Origin of the sequence: Nocardioides sp. Root190, assembly GCF_001428565.1 — a bacterium.
Classification (GTDB): domain Bacteria; phylum Actinomycetota; class Actinomycetes; order Propionibacteriales; family Nocardioidaceae; genus Nocardioides.
In genome coordinates, this window is sequence record NZ_LMIA01000010.1 from 41,653 (window position 1) to 65,226 (window position 23,574).

A 23,574-nucleotide genomic window follows, 5' to 3' on the forward strand; every position below is an offset into this window, starting at 1 on the left:
GGCACTGACTCATCCGGCGTACCTCGCGGGCTCTTCGGCTGCCAGGGCCGCGGCGAGTTCAACGGAACGGACGAGCGCAGGGTCGTCGTCGACAGCGATCACGGTGGCTCGGGCACTGAGGCTCGACAGCAGCGCGAGGTCGTCGGCGAACCACTCGGGGCGGGGCGCCGCCGGCAGTCCGAGCACCGATCGCCCCCAGACGACGAGTCGAAGGTCGAGGCGAGGGAACTCGTCAAGGGCAGCCATCACCTCGGGGATGTCCGAGGGGACTCCGCTTAGGACGGCCAACAGAGATCCTCCCGAACCGAGAACCGCGCCGGCGTTGCGAACCACCGGCGCCAAATGGAGCCACGACGCCAGAGCCTCACTATCGCGAATCGCCGCAATGACATCATCGGCGTAAGTGGGTCCTGCCGTCACAGGACTCGGCGACCATGGGGTTGTCCGTAGGACTCCCTTCGGACTGCGCCGCATCCACTCCTGACCGATCCCGGCCACGAGTCGCACGACTTCCCGCATCGACTCCTGCTCGAGGCGCCGTGCCATGGAAACGGAGCCGTCGACTGCGAACACCCACGGCAACGAGGAAGCCGGGACGGCACTGACGAAGGCCTCGCGGAAGGCATAGGCACCCGGCCGCGACCAGTCGCCACGGCCTTGGCCAGCGATCGGTTCGGATGCCCTCTCCGGAACCTTCACGGTGACGCCGTCCGATGTGATGGTGAGATTTGCGAACTCCACGGACCGCTTCGCCCCGACGTCTGACGGCGAGACCACAACTTGCTCGGGGTCACCGGCCAGGTCGGCGCGAATGCCGAGTCCGACCGTCGTCCCCGGGGGAATCAGGCCGCCGTCAGCACCTTCCACGCGGAGACTCAGCACCCGTGGCTGGGTGAGGATCACTGCCTCGGTCGGCGACACCCACGCCACCTGGGCGAGCTTGTCCCCCTCGAGAATCCGCAGCACCACGCCCTCGGCGACTCCCGCGAGCGTCACTCTGAGTGGCGCGAGGCTCATCACGTACGACTCGCCGCCCTTGAGTTCAGGCACGACCGGTTCCCTTCCATTGATGGTGGCTCTTTGCCTTGCCCCACGCTCCTGAGAGCGGGTTCTTACGACCCAACCGCTTCTCGACGGCGAGGGCGATGTGTTCGTCCCACTCGGTGAGTGTCCACATCCGACCGTTGCCGTTGACCGCAATGATCTCGATGAGAGCGGCGACCGCAACGTGGTAGAGCAGTGAGTTGCTCAGGTTCTCCGCCCTTCCGATCGCGAAAGGTGTGTCGACCTCGTTCCGGGACATCGTCACCCTCAAGGCCTCACGGAGTAGAGCGAACAGTGTTGGATCCTCGAGGAGCAGCAGTTCGGCCGCGAGGTCGCCGGCGTCGACGACAGCAACGTTGTCAGCAACCGACTGCCATGCCGATGGAGGCAGCTCGGCGCCATGGAGGGCTGTTGTCATCAGCATCCTCCATTGGCTACTTAACTGCTTCGACGCCTGGACCACCGACATCGCGCGCGATGCGACCCGGCCGCCAGTTGCAGGACGTGCTCCGGCAGGCGGGGCGGGCACCCTCACCTGCGGGCGTGCCGCCGGCGGCACTGGCCGGGGCACGACGGTGCTGGGCGGGGACGGAAGGTAGGAGGGAATCTCCGGCGGGCCACGGTCTGGCACCCTCACGGTGACGATCTCGGATGCCTTGGCAAGGTCCACCGGGACCATGGCGACGAAGGGTGGGGTTCGTCGCGGCGGTGTCGCCAGTTCCGTCAGCCGCTGACGTTCAGGTTCGTCGAGCCCCTCGAGCAGGCCACTTCGTGCAGCCGCGACGGCCGCCACCTCCAGGCCGATGCCATAGCAGTCGAAGACCCTCAGGATCTGAGCCGCTTCGTCCAGACGGTTCGGGATGCCGGTCAGCGCCTCGAAGCGCTTCACTGCGTTGGCGACCTCTGGCTCGATCAGCGTCCGGTCCTCGTCGCTGAGCGCGAAGGGGCCGTCGAGGTCGTCATCCCACGAGAGACGACCGGCCAGCAGCAGCACTGCCCGTCGACGGAGAACCGCCTGGAGAACCTTCGTGACAACATCCGGACCGACGATGGCCTTCGCTGCAGCCGTCGGCTGCTCCTGCCACCACCGGTCGATCACGGCTGTCACCACTGGGGACTGGGATTCCTGGGGCCCGAACATCAGAACTGTCCAAGTGAGCTCCTCGCGCTTGTCCACCTGCAGATCTGGATCGCAGAGCGCGATCGCGGTCACTGCCCAGAGCGGCTCTCCGTAGTCGGTAGACGAGTCAGCGACGGCCAACGGAACATCGTCCAGCAGATCGCGGAGCAGATCGGCTCCGAACTCCTCGACACCTTGCCGAAGGGCGCGTACGCAAGCTGTGGGGATGTCAGCCACCGCAACCTGCGTGCCGTCGGGTGCGAGCCAGCTGTCGCCGTCATCGGCGAGGCGGTAGATGATGCTGGTGTCGATCAGGACGGCACCGTCCGTCTCGCGAACCCAGGTGCGCGCGCCGTCCGCCTCACTGTGCGACACGGCGAACAGACTCAGCCCCGCGCTGGCAAGGGTCGATAGTGCTTCTGCCCGGGCCCAGGTGGTCCAACCGATGTCGCCGTCGCTGCGGGGGTCTCTGAGGAAGGTGACGGCTCCGATCCACCATGCGGCCTCGTCGGGATCCTCCACCAACAGCACCACGGGACCGAGGGGGCCTGCCACCTGTGAGATCTGCTCGAGTAGCACGGCAAGAAGTTCCAGTCGACCTGGCTCGACGAGGTGGGCCGCAACCGTCGCCCGAGTGATGACCGTTCCTCTCTCCAAGTGCTCAGGGAGCTTCGCTGCGGCCACAGCGCTCGGGCCGTAGGGCATCAGCCAGCCGTCGGAGTGCCAGTGCTCGATCGCCGTTCCGTCGACGGCGGCACCCAGCGCGCCGTGGACAAAAACATTGCCCGGGCGCCCCGTCGCATCTGCTCCCGCCGAGACCACGTGCAGGAGCAGCAACTTGCCGTCGAGCCGACGGGCGGACAGTTGCCGCCGACGGACTGCCAAGGTCGCTGCCGTGGGGAAGTCGCCGAGGTCCTCAGATGCGAACGCCCGAGTGTCGACGCTCGCAAGCATGGCGTCGGCCTGGTTTCGGGTCTCCTCCGGAGACGCCAGCTTCACGCCCCATCCTCCGGGAGATCCGTCGTTGAAGTCGGCTGACGTGTAGACGAGTTGGGACCAGACTGTCATCAGCTGATCCTCAGCTGTTCGACGACGGGATCCGTGATGGCGAGGGTGCGCTGCTCGAGGTCGGACACTAGAGCGAAGAGTCGGATGAAACCACCGATTCCGCGCGACAGGTCCCACTCCTGCGTCAGCGGCTCGTCCTTGTTGGGCTGCCAGGTGAACTCCGCGGCCAGCTCCGCTCCCTCTGTTGTCAGCGGGAGATGGGTGCGATGGAAGTAGAGACCGAAACGCACTGGCCGATCCCAGGTTGTCTGCGATTCCACTCGCAGGATCCGCTGGCCGGGCGACACAGGAGGTGCGCCCCGGCCCTGCGCGGGCTCCGGTGCGACGACGAAGTACCGCAACTGCCGCATGCCTGAGTACTCGATCGTCACCGGGCGGGCCATGATCGCCTCATAGTTCGAGTACGTCGTCGACACGGCGTGCACCGTCGAGGGATCGTCGTTCAGCACGCCCGGCGGAATCTGGAGGCCCCCAAATCGGCGGTAGTCCTCCTGCGTCAGCTCCTGGACCGCAGCTTGGGTGGCGGGATCGAGATCCACACCGCGTGGGGTGACATAGACACGCACCAATTCAACTGCTTCTGGCCAGTCGAACGTCAGAGTCTTGGTGTCGACCCGATCGACGAGCCGCAGGTCGGTCACCGGTTCGGGCGGTCTGCTGCGCACCAGTGCAGGCCCCGCCTTCATGTGCTGGTCGTCGAGAACAGTCACGGGTACGAACCAAGCCCGTGCCCAGGATCGCGGCCATGGAACGTCCCGCATCCAGGTGCGGCCGTCCTGCTTATCGGTCGGATGGATCAGCCGGCTCGACGCCACCAAGTTGCTCTGGTCGAGAGAGCTGCGGTCGATCAGATCCTGTCGGTGCAGGCCCGCCGGCGGCTCTACTTCGGTCATGTAGATGTGGACATCAACTGCCGAGGGCGGCGTCGTCCAGCTCAGGTCGACCTTCGCCTCACCCGACAGGTTGACCTCCAGATCGGTGACCGCCTCGATGACAGCCGGCGTGTCCACGAAGCGGGAGAGGTAGGGCGAGGTTCCCTGTCGCATGTGGCCGTCTCCGCCCATACGCTCCAGTCGGGCAACGACGCGGTATTCGAGGCGACTGCCCGATGGCGGGTTGTCATGCCGAAAACCACCCTGCTGGACCGACTCGAGGCGACGCGTCGGGTCGAAGCCATGGATCCGCTCGGACAGGTGAGCCTCCACGCACATCACGTCGACCGTCACGTCGTCGGAGGCGACCGGCCAACTGCCCGCGACCTGCCCCTCACTCACTCGGATGTCGAAGTTCGCCGGAGGCAGCACCATCAGTCCACGGGCGTGCAAAGTGGGCTGCGCGCGCTTGGCTGCCGGGATGTCGGCTCCGACATTCACCCAGACCTGGACGTTCAGGTAGGGCTCGCGGCGCGGATCGTCATTGACGTGGACGAGGTCGGTCGTCGCCCCGACAGGGTTCTGGTCCGGGCTGTACGGTTCCCCCGCCATGCTCGTCACGACCCGATAGACGGCAACCTCTCCCGAGGAGGCGGACGCGGGTGTCCACGCAATCCGTACATTCCCGTCGGGCGCCATGGCGAAAGCCAGCGACTGCGCCGAGGCATAGTCGATCTCCACTGCCGTGTAGGGCTCAAAGCCACCCATGTCGACGATCTCCGCGGCGCGGGTCGGTGACGTCTGCGGTGTCGCCTTACCAGCGGAAGCGCCCACCGCAGTAGTGTCCTGGGGTTCCCACTCGGTCGACTTCGACCGACGCGAGGGGCGGCCTTGGGGGACCACCTCGGGGATCGCTTCTGACTGCCCCGCTTCTGACTGCCCCGCTTCGGCCGGGGCCGCCGCTCCGAGCTCCTCCGTTTGGTGATCCCCGCGTCGGGACTGCTGACTCCCCCATCGGTTGCTGCTGACCACCTGCTGCACGACGACCCCGTCGACGGCCGACACCAACTCGCCCCAGCGCGGCAACAGGGCCGCTGCGCTGTGCAGGGCCAACTCGCGGCCGACCGACTCATCGCGAATGCCGAGAGCCGCGACGACCGTGACATCGCGCTCGTCGATCTGGGTCGGGCCGAGTGCGTTGAACCACTCGAGTGCGCGCATGATGCGCGCCGAGGGGGTCGTCATCACCAGCCTCCTGTCGAATCTCTGGACGGGCCGGGCTGCGGCGAAGGCAGGGGCGGCGCCCCACAACCCGTGGAGAAGTCACGCCCGACGACCGGGGAAGGAGCCACGCCGGCCTGACGCGCTTGATCGACTGAAACCTTGCTGGCCCCGGCGGCGGCCGCACCCACGATCCCGGCCACACTCGCGAGAAGGGTCAGCCACAGTCCTGCGCCACCGCGAATCTCGCCCGCGACCTCCTGCCCGGACCAGAGAAGAACGTTCGACGCCGCCGCATCGAGGGAGTTGTAAACCACCAATGACGACAGGCACACGAGGAACCACGTCATCATCACGGCCCCCATCAGCAGGCTCAGGCGTCTCTGGAACGCGGAACCCGTGACGACACCGGCCGTCAAGGACACGAGAGCCGTCGCCGCGAGCACCAGTCCACCGACAGTCGTGTCGAGGGGTGTCGGGTCCGCCTTGCCACCGTAGGCCTCGACGGTCGCCTGGACGTGCAGCCAGGGAAAGAACAACGCGGTCAGCAACAGGACACTCGCGATCCACCACCCAACGGCCGCGGTGGTCGACCGAATGACGAACGCCTGCCCCCGGCCCGAGTAACCGTGCTGCTTGAGCTTTGCGTACTCGATGACGGCCCACGCCCATGGACCGATGACGGGGACCAGGACTCCGACAACCAGAGCAACCCACATCGGGCGTTGTGCAGCGCGCGCCACCACGACGGCGGCCGCGGTGGAGTAGGCGACGATTCCGATGGTCCACACCGTCGCGACGGTCACGAGAGTTCCCCAGGGCAGGTCCATGTCACATCACCGGATGGCCGGGCGGCGAGGACTCATCCTTTTGGGGAAGGATCACCTCAACCTCCGCTCCGAACACGAGGTCCTCCACTGAGATCGCCCGACTTCGTTGGGCAACAACGACCGAACCACCGAGATCCGCCGCACCCGTCGCGGTCCAGGTCGATCCCGGTGCGATGCGCCACGGTTCGCCCGCAGCGCCGATGTCGGTGAACACCGACTGGTCGAAGACATGGTTGTCGTCACGGATGTCACGAAGTCCGGCGATGAACTGTCGGTAGCTGACCAACTCGATGGTGCCCGAGGTGCTGCGCGTGCGAATCGTCGCGGACAGTTGCTCCACAAGACCCGCAGGATGCACGGCAAGCGTGGTCCGCACTCGTTGGCGCAGTCCGTCCACGGACCCGGCAGCCACCCCGCGGGCATCAACTGCGCCGCTCCATGCCGACAGCAAGGAACGATCGCTGCTGCCCTGGTCGACCCAGATGGCGTCCGGGTTCTCACGAACCTCGTATGCCCGGGTGCCCAACTGCTCAGGAACATCGGCTAGGAAGGACTCCCAGCTGGCGCTGAGCCAACCGGCCTTGAGGATCTCGTTGCGGAGCCGAGCAGCGACATCGTCCAGAACCGCCGGATCTGGCTGAACCTCGCCGAAGGCGATGCTCCGCGGCAGGCCCGCCCCCAGTGCGACCCCCTGCTGCCGGACGTCGGACAGCACGCCGTTCGGCGCCGCGACGAACGTGCCAAGTGCCCGGGTCCAGTCGAGGTACTGCCGGTAGGCGCGGACCAACCTGCGCAGATCACCGACGGCAGCGCCCAAGAACTCCTGGAGGATCTCGGCCCTCCTGCCGAGATCCTTGCGGGCGTTGAGGAGCTGGAAGAGCTCCTGTTGTCCCCTCATGAAGACGACGACGGAACTGAGCACCCAGATGAGGACGATCGCCGTTGCGATAGCGGTGCCGACGATCGGGCCGATCACGTTGAGCACGATCACCGTGACAGTCACGGCAACGGCCACCAGCGCGCCCAGCAGGATCCAGCGGAGCTTGGTTGCCACCCTGCGTTGACGCTCCTCGATGTCATTGGGAAGCTCGAGCGCGCTGTTGGCACCAGCCAGTTGCTGCGCCAGGCTCATGACCTCCTCCCGCGTGTCGACCACTGCTCGGCCCAGTCGATGGCCGACCCGCCCGGTGTAGGAGCGTTCCACGCGAGCTCGCCACGTCTGCAACCGCTCGCGATCGGCGGTGGCGGCGGTGCGCAACATGGTGTTGCCATGAGCGACCCGCTGCAGCTCCGCCTCGAGCGCGTGGGCCTGGATCAGATCAGCTGGCTCCACCTTCCAACCCCGGATGTTCGCACCGACGGCGCCAGACGGCTCCATCAGGTCGCGAGGGTCCGGCACGACCATGCCCGGCGTGGTCACAATGCCCCGGTGGGCGCCGACCGCAATGGGAGGCAGCTCAGGCGAACGGGACTCGCCGTCGAGCAGCGTCATGGCTCCGCCGGCAAAGTCACGCCACAACGCCGACAGGTCGGTCCCCGCCGTCTGTGTGCTGCCGGACGGTCCGATCCGCGACGCCAGCACAGCCGACATCTGGTCGATGTCTGCCCACGAGGCAGGGGTGCCATCACTGCGAATCCCCCGCACCACCACCTCGTACTCGGAATCGTCGGTGCCGAAGACGGTCCGTTGCGCCAATGCCGCCATCCCCGTGGAGAACCGGTGCACCGTCGACTCGACCCACCGCCGCGGGGCGTTGACCAATGCCGACCAAAGGAAGCCCCACAACAGGCGAAACGCTTCCCAGAAGCCCAAGACCTTGACGGGTTCGCGAGGAGGAAGTACCCGCGGCTGGGGCATTACGTAGTGGTGCTTCGTCAGGAGCTGGTCTGCCATCGCCTGGGCGGCAGCACCCTGGTCCTCGACCGCCCAAGCCCTTTCGTTCCCCACCATGGGGAGCGGATAGCCGTCTGCGACCGAGATGATTCGGCCGAGGAGCTCGTTCTCGACCTGCTGCGCAGAGAGCAGGCGAGTGAACGATCGGAACAGTGTGACCTGATTGCCGGGAAGGGGTGGATCGTCGTCCAGCGGGGACCCGTCAGCATGCGCCCATGCCCCGGCGATCGTGCACACCGAGGTCAGCAGGTGGGTGTCGAGCAGACCTGCAGGGGCGTCACTCGCCAATCGCTCGACGCCCGACCCCGGAGCCAATGAGTCTTCAGGAGCGACCACGATGTTGTGCCAGCCCAGCCACGCCGAGGTGGCGGGCAGTGTTTCTCCCTGGTGGGAGGTCCCGATGACCTGCGCCTGCAGGGTCCTCGCTCCCGGCAGAGTCTGTTGGAGCTGTTTCAACACCTCGGAAGCCACCTCGGCGGAGGCCATCGACGAAGTCACCCGCACGCGGCCCAGCGCCACGAGCCGTACGAGGTCGATCCCGACCTGATCGGCGAGGTAGGACTGCATGGAGGTGGCGTAGGACCGACCTTCCACAATCAGGTGGGCCGGGACCCGGAAGTCTTTTGGCCGTAGCGAAGTCTCATCGACCACGAGGATCGGATCGACGATGCCGGACGCGGACCAGTCGGTCAGGACGTCGATGGCCGCACCGGCAACATCGCCGGCGACGACCAGGACACTCAGTTCGTTCGGCAACTCACATCACCACCGGAGGCTCGCTGGGCGGGAGGCCCGGCGCGGCGGCCGGGGTGAAGGACAAGGAGGCAAGGATCTGGTCGATCTCCAACAGCACCTGCCGGGCAAGAGGCGCGATCGTCAGGAACCGGACCCGGGAATTGCCGTTCGAGTCGTACAACTCCTCCCACTTGTCGATGCGACCGAGTAGCTGGCCCGTGTTTGCTCCCGTGCCCTGCTGCAGCATGTCGGTGTCGATCCACTGGACCAACTGCTTGATCCAGTCACGACCCCTGGCCCGTCGTTCCTCGACTGTCAGCGCGCCCGCATCGGCGATGACCGGCGAGGGATCAGCGCCCGTGATGGCACCGGACTGAAGCCAGTTGGCGATGTTCCGCTCCGCCGCGAATCCGGTGAGGCCGTCACGCAGGCCGGGGCCTGTCGACGAGTCGTCCCACAGACTGCGCAGTGCCCGGAACGGTTGCAGTGCCTGCAGTTCTGGATCCCGGTTGCACTGGATGAACGCCAACGAGTAGCTCTCGAGCGTGATCGGTAGCCAGTCAACGGCGCTGATCTGGGACGGGTTGGTCAACATCGGCCAGATCAAGGGCATCCAACGTACGTCCTTGGCCGACCACACGATGACCGGTTGCTCACCGGATCCGGTACGCAACTGTCCGGTCAGGCGACCGACGTACCACCCGGCGATGAGCGCACGGAGCTCGGCTGCGCTCATCGGCAACGACGCCCCCAAGGGACGTGTTCCCTTCCACTTCCACAGCGCGGCGCGACCACCGTCGGGTTGAATCGCGAACTGATTCTTGACATTGCCGAGCAGGGAACTGAACACGATCGGCGAGTACTTGGGGTACGACCCGAAGATCGCAATCCGTGACTCCGTAGCGTCACCCATCGCCGCAGCGTCGAAGGCAGGAAGGACGGTCTCGAGCTCGAGCGTCGGATCGGCCTGGAGGCCCGAGCGGATGCGTTCGACGACCTCGCTGCTCCCCTGCAACCCGAGATTTCCGAACACGTAGGTGTATTTCAGCGTCTGCCCGGGGTGGACGGCAGGAATCATGCTCGAGTCGACGCCCACCAACGGACGAGCCAGGAGCAGTGCCTCGGTGAATTTCTGTGCGAAGCCGGACTTTCGTGCACTCATCTCTGCCGGGGGGATGTTCAGGTCGTTGAGGTACTGCCCGATGCTCTCGCCACGGAAGACCGCGAAGGGTTCGTTCGGCCGCTCCAGGAAGAGTCGCGCGCGGGCGGCGAGATGGGCTGGTCCGAGGTGAAGTGTGTACCGGCCCGCGGAACGAGGGGTGGGCTCGCCGGTCTCTGCGTTAACGTTCAGCACCGCCGCCCGCCAACGGGCCTGGGTCGCGATGATGTCGATGGATCCCAACTTGCCACCCTGCGTCTCCCACTCGCCACGAATGATCTGCGAGACGATCTGACGCTGTGCGTCAGCAGGCGGCATGCCACCCGGCACCGACCGCACAACGTGATCCGTGAACAGACCCGGAAACTCGGTCGCCGTGGTCAACAGAATCTCGTTCTCGGCGTGAAGGAAGCGAACCGGGACCTCCGAGTCGTCCGGCCATTCCCGGTAGACGTCGGTACCGAGCTGGGCCAGCCCCGCTTCGACGTCCTTGGACGTCCGGGAGACCTCCAGGTCGCCGAGGGCGTTGCTGGCCGCAGTGACGAGCGGCCCCAGCACGTCGGACTCAAAGGAGTCCAGCAGCTGCGCCGCATAGCGTGCCCCCGACATCTGGAGCACGCGCGAGCTGCTGCCCTCCAGCTCTCCCGCCACCAGGCCAACCAGATCGTGGCCCGCGGCGACGATCGCCCGCTTCAGCGCGAGCACGCGCTGCTGGATGCCGCCTCCGTCGAGCGCGAGAGGATCGAACCCGTTGGGGTCCGGCACTGTCTGGAGGACGTTGACCATCACCTCCAGATGCGCTTGGAGGCGCTCCAGCACCGCTCGTGCATAGGGGAGGCCCTGGCGGCGGATGTCATCGAGGAACTGCTGGATCACCCGGTTCTCGAGATCATGTGCGAAACGCTCATTCCAGAGGTAGGCCGCATCGTTCAGCGCGCTGCGCACCTGCTCACGTTGCGAAGGAAGTCGAGCACTGACCTCGGCGAACCAGTCGGAAGCAGCGGCCCCGGGGATCGAGGACACCATCGTGAAGGCGTCGCTCAGGACGCGCCGCGTTTCTGCCTGCGTCCAACTGCGCGGCATCGCCTGCTCGCGGAACCAGGCTCCGACGTCCTGGCCCGGCTGGGGAAGGCCGAGACGACTCAGGGTCAAGGTCCACTGGGCGTCGACCTTGGCGGTGAGCTGCTCGCCTCCTGGTAGGTCCACTCCCGGGTCAAGGTGACCTTCCAGGAGCCGGTCGGCCGCGCTGCGAGCAAGGCGCTGGGCGGCATACTCGGCATAGCGATCGCGACCGAGGCTCAGACTTGCGTAGCCGAAGGATCCCCAGGCGAAGACACCCGGATCCGTGCCCCAACCAACAGTCTGCGTGTCGGTGGACCCTCCCCCACCAGGGTTGCCGACGATGAAGTCGACGTACTTCTGCTGCATTCCGGCATCGCCGATGACGAGCGCAGCAAGCGCGCGACCGATCCCACGGAAGATCCCGGTGGCAGTGCCGTCGCCGAACCGGGCCCCGTCCCCGCCGATCGCGGATCCGATCGGAAAGATCCGCGCGAAGGCGAAGCGTGAGATGTCCGCGACACCGAGTGAGGTGAGCAGGGCGCGGTCGGCATCGTAGGAGAGGCCCGTCTGAGCGGCGATGACGTCCCCGATCGCTCCGAGGGCATTGCCCTCGACCCCGTCCCGGGCCCCGGCAGGGAGCGCCTGGAAGACGTCAGAGGTGAACAAGAAGGCGCCGATGGCGCTCGGGTCAATCCCAGGAATCGTGCCCAGGATCCGGCACACGTCGAGGAACATTGACGCCCCGGAGCCCCCGGCCAGGCTCCCGATCACGATCGGAACAATGGGTGCGTTCTGCGCGATCTCGCTCCGACGTCGGTCGGACAGGCCCGCCCACGGATCGGGCTTCTGGAGGTCTTCGTGCGCCTGGATCATGACCTTGTTCAGGTCACTCGTCCTCGTCAGGGTGAGCGTGCGCCCCACTGCTCGGTACTGCCCCGCACCGGTGGTGACGGGCACCGTGCACCGGCGCGGGTCCGGTACCCAGCCCCCCACCATGTCCAACCGGGTGCGCGACGCCTGGAACAGCTGGAGTGCCGTCCTGTTGAATGTGTTCCCCTCGGCGCTCACCGACAGGTAGCGACCACCCATGTCGCGAACGGATCCCAGCGGTGCTGGCCCCTTGTCTGGTGTCGTGGGCACATCGATGTGGACGAACTGCCAGGCATCCGGCAACTTGTCTGTTCCTTCGGGACGAAGGTCGGCCAGGAGTTGATCCTGGATGAACCGGATGGTGGCGCCACCCGATCCTCCGCAGCCGACGATCAGAAAGCGCCTCATCTGTCCATCCGTCCTTCGTTGTCTCGCACGTCACCAGCCGTTGGTCGGGCTCTGGCTGCCATCAGGGGGAGCCGTGGGCGACGGTGCGCCCCAGCCCTGGTCGGACGGTGGCGGCTCCGCGGACACTTGGGGCGACGCCGGCATCCTGCTGCGTAGGGCCGTCACAACGTCCGGGATCCGCGACCTCGCGTCATCGACCAGGTCACCGAGCCCCGATCCGGAGGAGTTGGTGAACACGATCACCTCCGCCGCGGCACCCGTGTGGGCCGCTCTCACGATGACGAGCCACGAGCCAGCCACAGCCGACGGCAGGATCGCCTCACGTCTTCGCGTCGAAGAGCGCCGACGAAGGGAGGACGCCGAGGAACCGCCGAGGCCACGCGCGGTGACGTGTCCGGCCGCACTTGGGTTGAGACCCATCCGGGCGATCAGTTGTCCGCCACCGGGCAGACCGACGGCACGGCCGTTTCCGACGAACACTGTCTGCATGGTCGCCTGATCGAAGCCCAGTAGTCCGCCAGCAGTCGGGTGGAACTGACCGTCGGCGTCGACTGTCCCTGACATCCGACCCAGCAACAGCGACTTCCCCGGGATCCGCGCGGCAACCCACTTGACGAGGTAGAGCATGGCGACCGGAATGAGGACCCCAAGAAGGGTGATCCCGATGAGTGCCAGCCAGAACGTCGATGCGTCGCGCGGTTTGCGCATCTCGAGGGTGTAGTCGACATCGATGGCAATCGGATCACCGACGCCGTCGGTGGGAACCGCCTTCAGCTGGATCGCTCCGTTGACCGCTCCGTTGTCGAGGGCATCGAACTCGAAGGACAGCGGCACGGCGCCCTCCTCACCCTCCTGCAGCGTCACGCAGCTCTCCTGCGAATCAGCTGACGAGGTCACTCTTGGGGATCCCACGCCGGTGGGCAGGGTCGTCGCCGGCCGGGCTTCGGCGAACCAGACACAACCCGGGCCGGTGACGGTCACCTCACCGTCGACAGGCTCGAGTTCCTCGATGCTTCCTAGCCGAAGGGCGGTCGACACCCTCGGATAGTCGGCCGGAGCAAGGATCTGCACCGGCACGTCGACACTCTGCGGCTCAAGTTCAGTACCGGGAACCGCACGCCCGTCCGAGTCGGTCGCGGACTTGGTGGTGAGGTCGAGAGTGATGCGGAGCACCGCGTCGCCGATGGGCACGTCGTCGAGGTCGATCTGCTGCGGCTGGCCGATTGCAGCCCCCTCGATGCCGTCGGTCACGACGATCGGTTCGGCACCGCGCACCTCGAGTACAGCGGAGACCACGGCTCGCCCTTGGATCTTGGCGGGGGGGACGTTCTCGCCACTGCCGATACGCGCCAGACCGAAGGAGGCCTCGACGGTGTCCCCGGTGTGCCAGGCCTCGTCGTCCCCCCGCCAAGCAGGGACGATGTCACCCTGCAGGTGGATGCGAGATCGCGCGGCTCCGGCAGCCTTCTGAGCGTCCGGGTCGATGAACACGATCGACCACAGGCCGGCCCAGCCCTTGCCATTGCCACGGACCAGGTCCAGTTCGAGCGAATCGTCCGACAACCAGGTGCTCGTGACCTCGACGTCACCGATCCGCTGGGCGCCGGAGGTCGTAGCCGGGTCGAACAGGATCGGCTTGGCCATCCCGTCGCGCTGCAACGCCACCAGCTTCTGGGAGGCGTCAGCGGTTCCAAGAATGTGCACGGACCCGATCGAATCATCCAGCACGAAGGTGTGCGCCTCCTCTGCACAGGAACGCTTTGGGCAGAGCTTCGAATCCTGCTCGATCGGCTTCTGGTTGGGGCTGGCGAACTCGTCGAATGCGAACAGGAGCTCGTCGACCTGGGAAGCCTGGATGAAGGCGCCGGGGGTGGGCGACGCGCCCCCCTTGCAGGATTCCCCGCCGCTGCCGCTGGCTTCCGCGATCCCCTTCATCAAGTCGAAGTCGGCGTCGGATCCTGGTGCCTTCAACCCCACGGCAAGGGTCACGATGTCCTGGGCACGCAATTGGTCCGCCTGACCGCCCGCGCGGCAAAGGTCGAGGACCCCAGCCTTGACCGCCGAGTCGACAGCCTTTCGTGAGGTCAGTTCGTCGTCGGCATACGGCTTCCCCTTGCCGTAGCGGCTCTGCTCCTCGCCGGAATCACGTACGTCGAGGTCGTAGGACCCGTCACTGAACCAGACCCACGCCTGGCAATGGGCGTCGTCCCGTTCCCGGCCGGCGAGCGCCGTACGTGCACCTTGGACAGCCTCCCAGTAGTCGGTCTCCCAACCCTGGTTCTTGGTGCGATACGTCTCGAGGTGGTCAATGAGGTCGCCCTGACGGGCCGAGGTAGCTTCCGTCCACTTCTTCGTGATCTCGAAGCTGACGTCGAACCCGGCGACCGCGATGCTCATGTCGGCACCGCTCGTGTCGGCGACGGCGATCAGGCGTTCGACGAGATACCCGGCCGCGTCGACACGTTCGTTCTCAGGGTCAGTCGTCTCCAACGAACTGGATCTGTCGAGGACCAGGAGCACGTCCGTCGGCTGGCCTGAGGCCATGCAGGAACCGAGACGTCGGACGGGGTCGTCCGCCGGTGCCTCCGACGGTGCGGCAACGTTCGGTTCGGGCGTGCCCGCCCCGGCGGCCCCGCCGAAGGTGCTGGCGGAAAGAATCAGGGCACCGATCAACGCGACGCCCGCACGGCGTCCTTCAAGACCGACCATCACTTGCTCCGCGCGACGACGTCGGCCACGTGGTAGGCGTGCAGACCCACCACCACGAGTGCCGTCACGACAAGGACAGCGGTCAGGGGCGCTGCCGCAGCGGCAGGCGCGTACCAACTTCCGGCTCGCCTGCGACTGTCCTGAAGGAGAAAGATCGCCAGCACGCCGATCGCAAGCGGACCGGCCAGTACCCACCCGAGCACTGCGAGTGGCACGCCGTCGTCGAGGAACCAGAGACCGGCGGCCGCGGCCACGAGAGCCAGACCGATGCAGAGCCAGAACACCGGGGCCGACACGACGCCATTGCTCGGGGACGTCGGACCACCTCGCCAGGGATCGGTTCCTCCACCGGGTCCAGGTCCGTCCTGCGCCGGGGTGACCCACCCTGACGGGCTGGTGGGTGCCACCGGCGGAGTGCTGGGGCTGCCCCAACCTCCGGGTGGCGGGCTGCCCTGGCCATCGCCCTGCTGACCCCAGCCACTGCCGCCGTTGCCGCCGCTGTTGCCCCAGGAACCGCTCGGACCCCAGTTGCTCATGGGGCCCCGACCCCCTCCGACTCCGCGTCGACGTCAGCGTCCTCGTGCGAACCCTCACGTCGGTTGCGGGCGACACTCATGAGGAAGGCCGCTCCGATGAACGCGACGCCGATCAGTCCGGTGACGAGCTCTGGAATCTCGTGGCCGATGGACACCATCAACAGCACGGCAAGGGCGCCGATCGCCCAGTGTGCCCCGTGCTCGAGATAGACGTAGTCGGACAGCGTGCCCTTGCGGACCAAGTAGATGGTGAGCGATCGGACGTACAACGCACCGACACCGAGGCCGATCGCGATGAGGATGGGATCGGTTGTAATCGCGAAGGCGCCGATGACGCCGTCGAAGCTGAAGCTGGCGTCGAGGACCTCGAGATAGAGGAAGAGGAAGAACGCTGCCTTGCCGACGGCCAGGGTGACGTTCCCGCCGTGGGCCTTCGTGTCCTCCTCGAATCGCTCCTCGAGGACCTCCTCCTCGTGTTCGAAGGCGGTCGCAAGTCCGTTCACGACGAGGTAGGTGAGAAGGCCGGCCAGGCCAGCTGTCAGGACGGCGGACTCGTGCTCCCCCCCGAAGGCCTTGGCAGCTCCGAAGAGCCCGCCGACCGCGACGATGATGGCAAGAGCGTCGATCTTGCCTGCCTTCTCCAGCGGGCCCTCGACCCAGGACAACCAGAGGATGTCCTTCTCCTCGAACAGCCAGTTCAAGTAGATCATCAGGAGGAACATGCCGCCGAACGCGGCAATGGTGTGATGTGCGTCGGCGAGGATGTATCCGTAGGTGCCCGGTGTGTCAGGGTCACCCTTCTCCAGGGCGAGGTCGATGACCTCGACCGGCGAGAGACTCGCAGCCAAGGCGACCACGACGAACGGGAACACCAGCCGCATGCCAAAGACCGCGATCAGGATGCCTACGGTCAGGAAGATCCGCCGCCAGAACTCCGACATCCGTTCCAGGACCTTGGCGTTGACCACGGCATTGTCGAAGGACAGCGACACCTCCAGAACGATCAGGATTCCTGCGACGAACGCTCCCTCGGGACCGCCATACCAGAGCGCTGCCGCCACACCGAGAGCCGTGAACAGGAAGGACCAGCCGAATGTCCGAAAGATCATGTGTCACGTTCCTCAGTTCTCGGGAGGTGGGAGGTGGTCGGTACCGAGCGCTTTCAGGAGACGTTGACGCCGAAGTCGCGCACGATGCCAGCAAGCCCCGACGCATACCCCTGTCCCACGGCGCGGAACTTCCACTCGTCCCCATTGCGGTACAGCTCACCGAAGACCAGCGCGGTCTCGGTCGAGTAGTCCTCGGTGAGGTCGTAGCGGACGAGCTCACGGTTGTCGGATGAGTTCACGATCCGGATGTAGGCGTTCTGGACCTGACCGAAGTTCTGTCCTCGCGCATCGGCATCGTGGATCGAAACCGGGAAGACGACCCGTGCCATCTCGGAGCCCAGAGCCGCGAGATTGACGTTGATGGACTCGTCGTCCCCCTCCACACCGCCGTCGGTCACGTCGCCCGTGTGACCCACGAGCGCGTCCTCGAGGTGGGTGCCAGGCGGGTAGGTGAGGTTGCCGTAGAAGACGAAGTGCTGATCGGACAGGACTCGACCGTTCTCGCCAAGGATGAGCGCGGACGCATCGAGGTCGAAGTCCGCCCCGCTGGTGGTGCGCTCGTCCCAACCGAGAGCGACCGTCACAGCGGTCAGTCCTCCCGAGGCTTCCTTGGTCAATGAGACGTTGCCGCCCTTGCCGAGACTGACTGCCACCCGAAACCACTCCTTACTCAGATTTGCCTGCTCCTGGGCCGATCGACACCTCACGATCTCGGTCAGCATGCAGATGCTGGCACGGACCGGTGCGGTCGGGCAGCTAAACGCAACTATTCGGTGTCCGCACATCTGGGGGCATCCCCACGAGAGAAGCCCTGCCCGCCATCGGTTGACGGCGGGCAGGGCTTTGGCTGAGGTCGACCCTCAGACGACCATCTCGTCGCGGTCCGGCTCCCCGGAGTCGCCGGCGAGCAGGTCACGCTTGTTGGCCCGCAGGCTCATGTAGAACGCCGAGCCGATGAACGCGACACCGATCAGGCCGGTGATGACCTCGGGCACGTGGACGCCGATCGAGATCATCAGCAGCGCTGCCAGGGCGCCGATGGCCCAGTGCGCCCCGTGGTCGAGGTAGCGGTAGTCCGACAGCGTGCCCTGGTGGACCAGGTAGATCGTGATCGACCGGACGTAGAACGCGCCGACGCCGAGGCCGATCGCGATGATGATCGGGTCGGTGGTGACCGCGAACGCGCCGATCACACCGTCGAAGCTGAAGCTCGCGTCGAGGACCTCGAGGTAGAGGAACAGGAAGAAGGCAGCCTTGCCGACGACCGGCATGATCTTGCCGGAGGCGTCCTCGCCCATGTGCTCCAGCGCCTCCTCGTCGGGGCCGAAGGCCTCGGCCAGGCCGTTCACGACGAGGTAGGTCAGCAGACCGGCGAGGCCGGCGGTCATCACGCTGGACTCGTGCTCGCCGCCGAGGCCCTGCGCAGCAGCGAACAGGACGCCGAGCGCGACGATGATGGAGAGGGCGTCGATCTTGCCGGCCTTCTCGAGCGGCTTCTCGATCCAGGACAGCCAGGTGATGTCCTTCTCCTCGAACAGGAAGTTCAGGAAGATCATCAGCAGGAACATGCCGCCGAACGCAGCGATCGTGTGGTGCGCGTCGGCGAGGTAGTAGCCGTAGGTGCCGGGGGTGTCCGGGTCGCCCTTCTCGAGCGCGAGGTCGATGACCTCGAAGGGCGACAGGCTGGCGGCGAGGGCGACCACGACGAACGGGAAGACCAGGCGCATGCCGAAGACGGCGATCAGGATGCCGACCGTCAGGAACATCTTGCGCCAGAACTCGGACATCCTCTCGAGGACCTTGGCGTTGACGACCGCGTTGTCGAAGGACAGCGAGATCTCCAGGACGATCAGGATCAGTGCCAGGGCGATGCCCTCGACACCGCCGTACCAGAGGGCGCCGAGGACGCCGAGGATCGTGAAGAAGAACGACCACCCGAAGGTGCGGAAAATCATGGCGTTGGGGTCCTCGATCGATTGGCGACAACGTCAGGACGACACCGCCGCCGGACGCGGACCGGTGCCGGTCTCGCTGGAACTGTATCTGCAGAGTGCAATATCGCCCCCACCCTCAACAGCGACTCCGTCAGGCGTGCCCGGCGACCGCCGCGGCGAGGCGCTCCAGCTCGGCCGGGAAGAAGCGCACGAGCGCATCGGTGTCGGGCATCGACTCGCGGCACGCGATCGCCCCGACGTGCATCTGACCGGCGTTCGACATCACCGTGATGTTCAGACCGGCGCCGTGGAAGACCGGGCCGAGCGGGCAGAGGGCCTCGATCCGGGCACCGGCGAAGTAGAGCGGGATCGGCGGGCCGGGAACGTTGGAGATCACCAGGTTGTGGACGACCGGGTGGCGCTCGGCCAGTCGGAGGTTGGCGTAGGTGCGCACGGCGAGCCCGAACGTGCGCGGGGCAGCGAACTCGGCCCAGTCCTGCAGGGCGTCGGCGCTGATCGCGTTGTGGTGCTCCTTGGCGTGCTGGTTGCGCTCGGCGAGCATGTGGAGCCGCTCGAGCGGGTCGTCGATGTCGGTGCCGAGCTTGGTGAACAGGGCCGAGACCTTGTTCGCGCCGCTCGAGCGTCGTGAGCTGTCGCGGACACTGACCGGCACGGTCGCCAGGAGCGATGACGACGGGAGCTCGTCGCGCGCGACGAGGTAGGACCGCAGGGCGCCGCCGGCGATCGCCAGGACGACGTCGTTGACCGTGGTGCCGGTGAGCTTCTTGATCCGGCGGATCTCCCCCAGCTCCAGGTCGGCCATCGCGATCGAGCGGTGCGAGGTGATGGTGCCGTTGAAGGACGTCCGGGGCGCCGAGAAGGGCGCTGCCATCGCGGTCCCCTGCCGGGCTCGTCCGATGCTCTTGGTGATCAGCTGCGCGGACGGCTTGAGCACCTTGACCAGGGTGACCGGCCGTGCCGCCGTACCGATGACGGCGCGACCGAGGAGCTCGCCGCGGCCGGGGTCACGCGGGTGGGACTGCTCCTCGAGCACCATCGGCGCCGCATCGGGCTCGATCGAGCACAGGTGGGACACCAGGTTGGCGCCGGAGACGCCGTCGACCGTGGCGTGGTGCATCTTGGCGAAGACGACGACCTTCTCGTCCTCGGCACCGTCGGGCCGGTAGCCCTCGATCACCCACATCTCCCACAGCGGGCGGGAGCGGTCCAGCGGCAGGGACGCGAGGTGCGCGCACAGGTCCATCAGCTCGGCGTAGCCGCCGGGGGTCGGCAGCGCGAGCCGGTGCACGTGGCGCTCGATGTCGAAGCTGCGGTCGCGCACCCACACCGGGTGGTCGAGTCCCAGGGGGACACGTCGCAACTTCTTGGTGAAGGACGGGACGTCCCGCACCCGGGAGTCGAGGCGGTCCTGGAGACCGGCGAAGGAGTACGTCGTGCTCATCGTGGACGGATCGAGCACCATCACCGCACAGACGTGCATCAGCTGTGCGGGCGTCTCCAGGTAGAGAAAGCTCGCGTCGAGTCCGGACAGCCTGTCCATGCATCAAACCTCTCGGTGGTTGAGGTGCGAGCGCAGCGAGCCTCGAAACCTAGAACGTGTACCAGTTTCTCACAACGAGCCGGATACGCTCCGGTCATGGGTTTCGTACGCCGCCAGGTCGTCACTGCAGCGTTGACCGCCAACGCCATCCGCCCGATCCCCGGCTTCCGTGCCGGCATCCCGGCGTTCTTCGCGGGGTGGCTGACCGGTGAGCTCGCTCCCCACCTGCTCGGGCTGACGGCCGCCGATGCCGCGGCCCACGCAACCGGGAGACGTCGCGACTGGAGGGGGCTGGCCCTCGCCGGGGCCTCGGCCGCCGGCCTGGCGCACCTGGTCAACCAGAGCCGTCGCGCCGTCACCGAGGCCGAGGACGCCCTGGTCGAGGGCCTGGGGGTCGACTACGTCGAGCAGCTCGACGCGAAGCCCACCCCCGCCGAGCTCGCCACCCCGTGGCGCCGCCTCGCGAACCCGTTCGCCTTCCGGCGTGCCGCCCGGCGTGCGGGCCTCGAGGTCCACCGCAACATCGCGTTCGCGCCGTACGGCCGGCGGGGCCTGCTCGACATCTACACCTCCGAGGTCACGCCCGCGGCGGGCGCACCCGTCCTGCTCCAGGTGCACGGCGGCGGATGGTCGATCGGGAACAAGGACCAGCAGGGACTCCCCCTCATGCAGCACATGGCGGCCAAGGGCTGGGTGTGCGTCGCCATCAACTACCGCCTCGCACCCCGCAATCCGTGGCCCGCGCAGATCGTCGACGTGAAGGCGGCGATCGCCTGGATCAAGGAGAACATCGCGGAGTACGGCGGCGACCCGTCGTACATCGCGATCACCGGCGGCTCGGCAGGCGGACACCTCACCGCGCTCGCCGCCGTCACGCCGAACGCCCCCGAGTTCCAGCCCGGCTTCGAGGCCGCCGACACCACGCTGCAGGTCGCCGTTCCCTACTACGGCGTCTACGACATGGCGGGGGCGAGCGGCCTGCCCACCTCGGAGCTCATGCGGGACCGGTTCCTGGGCCCGATCGTCTTCAAGCGCAACCCCGCCGACGACCTCGAGCCGTTCGAGCAGGCCAGCCCGTTGCTGCGGGTCACGGCCGACGCGCCGGACTTCTTCGTCATCCACGGCTCGCAGGACACGCTGGTCGACCCGGGTCAGGCCCGGGCCTTCGTCGCGGCGTTGCGGGCGATCTCGAAGCGCTCGGTGACCTACGCGGAGCTCCCCGGCGCGCAGCACGCGTTCGACATCTTCCCGTCGATCCGGTCCCAGCACCTCGTCCGCGCCACCGACCGGTTCCTGCACTGGCACTGGAACGGCTGGCGCCGCGAGCAGGACCAGTCGGTCCAACCCTCCTAGCGGGGCAGTCCCAGGATCCGCTCCGCCGCCACGTTGCGCAGGATCTGCGTGGTGCCGCCCGCGATGGACAGGCAGCGCGTGTTGAGCTGTTCCCACACGTCGGCCCCGAGCTCGCCGGACTCCTTGCCGATGGCACCGAGCAGGGCCAGGTCGTCGCCCTGGAGCCGGACCACCAGTTCCGAGGAGTCCTGACGACTGCGGACGCCGATCAGCTTGGCGACGCTCGACTCCGCGCCGGGACCGTGCCCGCCGAGCGCACGCAGCGTCGTGCGCACGCCGAGCAACGCGCAGACCGTGGCGAGGGCGACCTGGTGACCGACCTGGACCCGCTCGACCGCCGACAGGTCGCGGGAGGCCGCAAGGTCCACGGCACGCTCGACGCTCTTGGTGAGCCGGGCGCTGGCCATCGCGACCCGCTCGTTGGCCAGGGTCGTGCGGGCCAGCTTCCAGCCGTCACCGGGCTCGGCCACGACACACTCGTCGGGCACGAACACGTCGTCGAGGAAGACCTCGTTGAAGAGCGCCTCACCGGTGATCTCGCGCAACGGGCGCACCTCGATGCCACGCGAACGCATGTCGACGAGGAAGTAGGTGATGCCCTTGTGCTGGGGCACGTCGGCGTCCGTGCGGGCCAGGCAGATGCCCCAGTCGGCGCGTTCGGCGACCGAGGTCCACACCTTCTGCCCGGTGAGCGACCAGCCGCCCTCGACCCGGGTCGCCTTCGTGCGCAGGGACGCCAGGTCCGAGCCCGACCCGGGCTCCGAGAACAGCTGGCACCAGGTGAGCTCCCCGAGCAGCGAGGGCCGCACGAAGCGCTCACGCTGGGCGTCGGTGCCGTGCGACAGGATCGTCGGCACGGCCCAGCCGGCGATCACCAGGTCCGGGCGTACGACGCCCGCCCGCCCGAGCTCCTGGTCGATGACGATCTGCAGGGTGGGGTCGGCACCGAGTCCGTAGGGCGTGGGCCAGTGCGGCGTCAGGTAGCCCGCCTCGACCAGCGCCGCGCGCTGCTCATCGGGTGCCAGCGCGGAGATCCGCTCGGCCGCCGCCCGGGCGTCGGGGCGGACCGCGTCGTCGCGCCCCTCCAGGTCGACGGCCACCTGGCGTCGTACCCCGGCCACGGCGGCGGCGGTGATCCGCTCGGCCGCGCTGTCGGACGAACCGACGAGGGCCCGCAGCGTCAGCGCGCGGCGGAGGTAGAGGTGGGCGTCGTGCTCGTGCGTGAAGCCGATGCCGCCGAGGACCTGCACACACGCCTTGGCCACCTCGACGGCGCCGTCGAAGCAGGTGGCCTGGGCGACGTCGACGGCGAAGGCCCACTGGGTCTCGTCCTCGGTGCCCTCCTCGAGCGCCGTGGCCGCGGCCGCGGCGTCCCAGGCGGCGGCCGTGACGGATTCCGCGGTCTCGAGCATCTGGGCGCAGAGGTGCTTGATCGCCTGGAAGGAGCCGATCTTCTGGCCGAACTGCTCACGGACCTTGGCGTAGTCGACCGCCGTCTCCAGGCACCAGCGGGCCACGCCCGCAGCCTCCGCGGCCGCGAGGGTCACGGCGACCAGGCGGCGGCGACGCTCGACGGGCACCTCGCGCGGGGTCGTGGCGCGGGCGTGCCGGGTGGTGAGGTCGATGCCGATCTCGGCCACGACGCCGGAGCCGTCACCGCCGAGGAGGAGCAGCTCGGTGGCAGCGCCGCCGTCCCAGACCACGCCACCGGGGTGGACCTGCACGCCGTACCGACCCGGCGCGCTCTCGAGGAGCGCGCCGATCGCCGCTCCGAGCAGTCCACCGGGCACCAGCTCATGGGCGCACGCCTCGAGCGCGACAGCCTGGTCGAGCACGGTGCCACCGCCGCCGCCGTCGGCCTCGGGCACGGCGATCGCAGCGATGCCCATCTCGTCGGCGGCGGACCAGATCGCTGCGAAGTCGGCGGCGGGATCACCCTCGGCAGCACGCGCCGCCTCGATCGAACCCAGGCTCGACGCCCACTTGCGCAGGCTGTCGGCGAGCTCGACCTGCTCGTCGGTGATGCCGAGGGACATGGCGCTCCTTGATGTCGAGGCTCGCTGCGCCCGCACCCAACCAGCGGAGCACA

General features: G+C 67.4%; 14 protein-coding genes. 1 reads left to right on the forward strand and 13 read right to left on the reverse strand.

Features of this window, described 5'->3' with window-relative positions; translation table 11 throughout:
* Positions 1–9: 9 nt before the first annotated feature.
* The 12 genes from ASE01_RS13135 to ASE01_RS13190 form a co-directional block, all read right to left on the reverse strand.
* Positions 10–1,050 carry a hypothetical protein gene (locus ASE01_RS13135; RefSeq protein WP_056752395.1) on the reverse strand — a complete coding sequence of 347 codons (1,041 nt, stop codon included), beginning with the start codon at positions 1,048–1,050 and terminating at the stop codon, positions 10–12.
* Positions 1,043–3,232, reverse strand: a complete 2,190-nt coding sequence (locus tag ASE01_RS13140) for a hypothetical protein (RefSeq protein ID WP_157537332.1) — start codon at positions 3,230–3,232, stop codon at positions 1,043–1,045. Before ASE01_RS13140 ends, ASE01_RS13135 begins: the two co-directional genes overlap by 8 nt.
* On the reverse strand, positions 3,232–5,349 hold the full coding sequence (locus ASE01_RS13145) for a hypothetical protein (RefSeq protein ID WP_056752403.1): 2,118 nt from the start codon (positions 5,347–5,349) through the stop codon (positions 3,232–3,234). Before ASE01_RS13145 ends, ASE01_RS13140 begins: the two co-directional genes overlap by 1 nt.
* The gene (locus ASE01_RS13150) at positions 5,349–6,155 is read right to left on the reverse strand and encodes a hypothetical protein (protein ID WP_056752407.1); all 807 of its coding nucleotides are present in this window, start codon (positions 6,153–6,155) and stop codon (positions 5,349–5,351) included. Before ASE01_RS13150 ends, ASE01_RS13145 begins: the two co-directional genes overlap by 1 nt.
* Before the next feature lies 1 nt (position 6,156).
* Positions 6,157–8,805 carry a hypothetical protein gene (locus tag ASE01_RS13155; RefSeq protein WP_056752412.1) on the reverse strand — a complete coding sequence of 883 codons (2,649 nt, stop codon included), beginning with the start codon at positions 8,803–8,805 and terminating at the stop codon, positions 6,157–6,159.
* Position 8,806: 1 nt separating this feature from the next.
* Positions 8,807–12,283 carry a tubulin-like doman-containing protein gene (locus ASE01_RS13160; protein ID WP_056752415.1) on the reverse strand — a complete coding sequence of 1,159 codons (3,477 nt, stop codon included), beginning with the start codon at positions 12,281–12,283 and terminating at the stop codon, positions 8,807–8,809.
* Between the two features lie 30 nt (positions 12,284–12,313).
* Positions 12,314–14,992, reverse strand: coding sequence for a VWA domain-containing protein (locus ASE01_RS13165; protein ID WP_056752418.1), 2,679 nt, complete (start codon positions 14,990–14,992; stop codon positions 12,314–12,316).
* Entirely contained in the window at positions 14,992–15,288 is a 297-nt protein-coding gene (locus ASE01_RS13170) for a hypothetical protein (protein WP_056752422.1), read from the reverse strand. Before ASE01_RS13170 ends, ASE01_RS13165 begins: the two co-directional genes overlap by 1 nt.
* Before the next feature lie 236 nt (positions 15,289–15,524).
* Positions 15,525–16,637 (reverse strand): DUF475 domain-containing protein, encoded by a 1,113-nt coding sequence (locus ASE01_RS13175; protein ID WP_056752427.1) that lies wholly within the window; start codon positions 16,635–16,637, stop codon positions 15,525–15,527.
* 53 nt (positions 16,638–16,690) lie between these two features.
* Positions 16,691–17,290, reverse strand: coding sequence for a TerD family protein (locus tag ASE01_RS13180; protein ID WP_056752431.1), 600 nt, complete (start codon positions 17,288–17,290; stop codon positions 16,691–16,693).
* Between the two features lie 207 nt (positions 17,291–17,497).
* Entirely contained in the window at positions 17,498–18,592 is a 1,095-nt protein-coding gene (locus ASE01_RS13185; protein ID WP_056752435.1) for a DUF475 domain-containing protein, read from the reverse strand.
* A gap of 130 nt (positions 18,593–18,722) precedes the next feature.
* The gene (locus ASE01_RS13190; protein WP_056752439.1) at positions 18,723–20,132 is read right to left on the reverse strand and encodes a WS/DGAT/MGAT family O-acyltransferase; all 1,410 of its coding nucleotides are present in this window, start codon (positions 20,130–20,132) and stop codon (positions 18,723–18,725) included.
* Between the two features lie 96 nt (positions 20,133–20,228).
* Here ASE01_RS13190 and ASE01_RS13195 point away from each other — a divergent pair, with 96 nt between their 5' ends.
* Positions 20,229–21,485, forward strand: a complete 1,257-nt coding sequence (locus ASE01_RS13195) for an alpha/beta hydrolase (RefSeq protein ID WP_056752444.1) — start codon at positions 20,229–20,231, stop codon at positions 21,483–21,485.
* Here ASE01_RS13195 and ASE01_RS13200 read toward each other — a convergent pair.
* Positions 21,482–23,521 (reverse strand): acyl-CoA dehydrogenase family protein, encoded by a 2,040-nt coding sequence (locus tag ASE01_RS13200; protein ID WP_056752447.1) that lies wholly within the window; start codon positions 23,519–23,521, stop codon positions 21,482–21,484. The genes ASE01_RS13195 and ASE01_RS13200 overlap by 4 nt on opposite strands.
* Between the last annotated feature and the right edge of the window lie 53 nt (positions 23,522–23,574).